This window comes from Gordonibacter sp., assembly GCF_036667095.1.
Taxonomy (GTDB): Bacteria; Actinomycetota; Coriobacteriia; order Coriobacteriales; family Eggerthellaceae; genus Gordonibacter.
Genome location: NZ_JAVWUP010000194.1, coordinates 1 through 4,312 on the forward strand (window position 1 = coordinate 1; position 4,312 = coordinate 4,312).

The window sequence follows — 4,312 nt, forward strand, 5'->3', positions numbered from 1 at the left end:
AAATCTCAAAATAAGTTGTTTATGGGTCTTGACTCCTCATAGCTGGTCTCCTTCTACCGTAGTTTGAAAACCGACAGTCTACAGCTCGGTTATCGTAACCGCGCCGCTTGGACATACCGAAGTGCAGGATTCGCAACCAAGACATTCCGCCTCGTCTCCCGACACATACGCATGGGTTCCGTCAAACCCCAGGATGTGTGCTGGGCACCCCTCGGCACACGAATCACATCCCGTGCATTTTTCCTGATTGATAGCAACAATGAACATGGATCCCCCTTCTTTTAGGAAGCGCTCGACGATAGTCACGCCACGCATCTTCACAACCTGTGCATATTTGACCACCAACTTTTGCCCGGTGAAAATATGTATACTTTATTGGGGGATTAATCGAACCTATAACAAGTCATTATGCCTGGTCATGAGGCATTTAACCCACCTTTTCGGTGCGTGAGATAGGGTATTGCTATCGTTGATTCGGTATTTCTATGGCCAGCCCTACCGCAGGGCCTTACAGCTTCGCAAGCGATGCGGCAACGCACTCCAGCGTCTTCTCGATTACGGCGTCATCGTGGCAACACGACAGGAACAGCGATTCGAATCTGCTGGGAGCGCAGTAAACGCCTTCTTCGCGCATGAGAGCGTAGAAACGCGCGAACAGACCCGCGTCTGACGACGAGGCACGCTCATAATCGGTCACCTCACCGTCGGTGAAAAACAGGGAGAACATCGCACCCACCTGATTAATGCGCAGCGCAACCCCCTGTTGCGCCGCGATCCGACGAATCCCGTCCACGAGCATGTCGGCATGGAGGAACAGCCCGTCATATACGCCGGGCTCCTTCAACACCCGAAGCGTTGCCAAACCTGCGGCAACGGCCAAAGGATTCCCCGAGAGCGTGCCCGCCTGATACACCGGCCCCAAAGGCGCGAGCAGGCTCATGTACGCGCGCTTGCCCCCGAAGGCCGCAAGCGGCAGGCCGCCGCCGATGATCTTGCCGCAGCAGGTGAGGTCCGGTTCCACATCGAAGAGCACCTGCGCGCCACCGTACGCCACGCGAAAGCCCGTCATCACCTCATCGATGATGAGGAGCGATCCGTATTCGTCGCACACGTCCCGCAGCCCTTGCAGGAATCCCTCTTGCGGTGCAACGACGCCCATGTTTCCCGCCACCGGCTCTACGATAACTCCCGCGATGTCGCTGCCGCGAGCTTGAAACAGCGATCGCACGCTTTCCAGGTCGTTGTAGCGGGCAACCAACGTTTGCCGAGCCACGGCGGCAGGAACCCCCGCCGATGTTGGCGTGCCCATGGTCAAGGCACCGCTGCCAGCCGCCACCAACAGCCCGTCGCTATGGCCGTGGTAACATCCCTCGAACTTGACAATAAGGTCGCGACCCGTGGCTCCACGCGCCAGGCGAAGGGCACTCATCGTGGCCTCGGTTCCTGAGTTCACGAAACGAACCATCTCCATGGCGGGGAAGGCATCGATAACCTCGCGAGCGAGCAGCGTTTCTGCCTCGGTGGGGGCGCCGAAGCTCGTTCCCTTGCCGGCGGCGCGGCACACCGCGTCGATGACCTTGGGATGGGCGTGACCCAAGATGAGAGGGCCCCACGAACCAACATAGTCTATGTAGCGGTTGCCGTCGACGTCCCACAGGTAGCATCCCTCGCCGCGCTCGATGAACAGCGGGTTGGCACCGACGGCAAGCGCCGCGCGCACCGGCGAGTCGACGCCGCCCGGTATGACTTCTTGCGCCTGAAGGAACGCCTCTTCGCTTCGAACCATGGTCAAGACATTGTTTTTACCCTGCATCGTCGGCCTCCGTCTATTCCGCGTCGTCGAGCCAGCAGGCAACGTCCAAGGCATGATAGGTTATGATCATGTCCGCGCCGGCACGCTTCATGCCCACAAGGGTTTCCATCACGATTTTGCGCTCGTCGATCCACCCCTGCGCAGCAGCCGCCTTCACCATCGAGTATTCCCCGCTCACGTTGTAGGCGACCACCGGCAGAAGCGTCTCCTGCCTTGTGCGCCACATCACGTCCCCGAACGCCATAGCGGGCTTCACGACGATCAGGTCGGCACCCTCAGCAACATCCGAGCGAACCTCCCGCAGCGCCTCGTTGCCATTTGCGGGGTCCATCTGATAGGTTTTCCGATCACCGTAGGAGGGGGCGGATCCTGCGGCATCGCGAAACGGCCCGTAGAAACCCGATGCGTATTTCGCGGCGTACGACATGATGGCCACGTGCTGGAAACCGTGCTCGTCGAGGGCCTGCCTGATGCGGCCCACCCTGCCGTCCATCATATCCGAAGGCGCGACGATGTCGATGCCTGCACGCGCCTGCGAGACCGCCGTCTCGGCCAGCAATTCAACGCTCGCATCGTTTACGATCACGTCGCCTTCCACCAAACCGCAATGACCATGGTCGGTGTACTCGCACAAGCACACGTCCCCGATCACCAACAAAGCGGGATAGTCGGCCTTGATGAAGCGTGCAGCCTGTTGCACGATTCCATCTTCGGCATAGGCACCCGAACCCACCGCGTCCTTGCACGCCGGAATGCCGAAAAGAATGACGGCGGGGATGCCCCGATCGACCACGGCATCGAGAACGGAGGGCAGCTGATCGACGGAATACCGGAACACGCCCGGCATCGATTCGACAGGATCCTTCACCCCGCTGCCGCTGCACACGAACAACGGATAGATGAGATCGGCCCGGTCCAGACGATTCTCGCGAACCATCGCGCGCAAGGCTTTACTGGCACGCAGACGGCGAGGGCGGATGGAAAGGTTCATGCAAGACCTCCTAAATCTTGACAGATCAACTGCGCCAAACTTGCAATCGTAGCCTCATCGGCCTGCCCCGCGCACGCAAGGCCGTGCTCGGCCATCGTTTTCGAAGTGACAGGGCCGATCGAATACAGGGCAACGCCATCGAGCAGAGGCGCGTCGTCGCCTAAAAGGCAGATCGTGTTGGAAACCGTCGAAGAGCTGGTGAACGTCATGGCGTCAAGGTCGCCCGCGCGCAATGCCTCTACCAGGGAAGCGCGGCTCTCTTCAACCGGCACGCTCTGGTACGCGGGCGCGGCCGTCACGTCCGCACCGTACGCCTGAAGACCCGCGCGCAGAACGTCACGTTCCTGCTGTGCCTGCACCAACAGCACACGCTGGCCGGGAGCAATCTTCCCCTCCAAGCACTCCACGACGCCTTCAGCATCGAACCGTACCGGCACCAGCGCATCGTGCACACCCTGCGCTTCCAGCGCATGGGCGGTGGCGGGCCCCACGGCAACGAAGCGAGCGGAAAGAACATCCGCGGCGCAGATGTCTTGCGCATTGACCAGCGCATCGAAGAACGCGTCCACCCCGTTGACACTGCTGAACACGATCCAATCAAAAGTTCCCGCGGCCACTGCGGCATCGCGCAGGGCATCGAGGTTGTCGGGCGGCGCGATGAGAATCATCGGATGCTCCTGCACAACAGCGCCCAAGCCCTCGAGCGCTTCAGTGAGCTTCGAAGCCTGCGCGCGGGCACGCGTGACCGCGACGGTCTTTCCCGCAAGCGGGCCTTTCTTCAACCAGGCAAGATCATCATGCAGGGTAACCACCTGGCCCACGATGATAATGGAGGGGTTGGCGAAGCCTCGCTGCACAACCTCGTCCGCCACCGCGTCGAGAGTCGAGCACAAAACCCGCTGGTCAGGCCAGGTCCCCCGCTGCACAATGCCCACCGGCATCTGCGGAGACATGCCGTTTTCCATAAGGTTTGCCGCTATGAGGGGCAGGTTCTTCATGCCCATAAGAAAGACGAGCGTCCCCTGCTGTTGGGCAAGAAGCCGCCAATCAATGGATGACTCGAGTTTCTCAGGATCCTCATGCCCGGTGATGACGGAAAATGACGAGGCCAGTCCGCGGTGGGTTACTGGGATGCCCGCGTATTCCGGACCCGCAATGGCGGACGTGACGCCAGGGACGAATTCGAAATCAACTCCCCGCGCACGTAGAACCTGCGCCTCCTCGCTACCGCGACCGAACACGAAAGGGTCACCCCCTTTCAGGCGGACAACCATGTTACCGGCTTCCGCCTTATCCGCCAGAAGAACGTTGATTTGCTCTTGCGGCAGCATGTGACGATCCGGTGTCTTGCCCACGTAGATCCGCTCGCACATAGGGCGCGCATACTCCAGTAGCCGAGGCGACACCAGGCGGTCGTAGACCAACACGTCGGCCTGCTCGATTGCATCATTCCCCATCAAGGTGAGCAGGCCACGATCCCCCGGACCGGCCCCTACCAGAACAACCTT

At 60.4% G+C, this 4,312-nt stretch carries 4 protein-coding genes; all 4 read right to left on the minus strand.

Features of this window, described 5'->3' with window-relative positions:
- Nucleotides 1–78 precede the first annotated feature (78 nt).
- Nucleotides 79–267 carry a 4Fe-4S dicluster domain-containing protein gene (locus RR842_RS12225; RefSeq protein WP_332513960.1) on the minus strand — a complete coding sequence of 63 codons (189 nt, stop codon included), beginning with the start codon at nucleotides 265–267 and terminating at the stop codon, nucleotides 79–81.
- Nucleotides 268–508: 241 nt separating this feature from the next.
- A complete protein-coding gene (gene hemL / locus RR842_RS12230; protein WP_332522417.1) occupies nucleotides 509–1,813 on the minus strand; it encodes a glutamate-1-semialdehyde 2,1-aminomutase in 1,305 nt (434 codons plus the stop codon).
- A gap of 13 nt (nucleotides 1,814–1,826) precedes the next feature.
- Nucleotides 1,827–2,804: a porphobilinogen synthase gene (gene hemB / locus RR842_RS12235; protein ID WP_332518306.1), complete on the minus strand. Its 978-nt coding sequence runs from the start codon at nucleotides 2,802–2,804 to the stop codon at nucleotides 1,827–1,829.
- Nucleotides 2,801–4,312 (minus strand): uroporphyrinogen-III C-methyltransferase (cobA, locus tag RR842_RS12240; RefSeq protein WP_332729913.1); only part of this gene is annotated, 1,512 nt, incomplete at its 5' end. The genes cobA and hemB, both read right to left, overlap by 4 nt.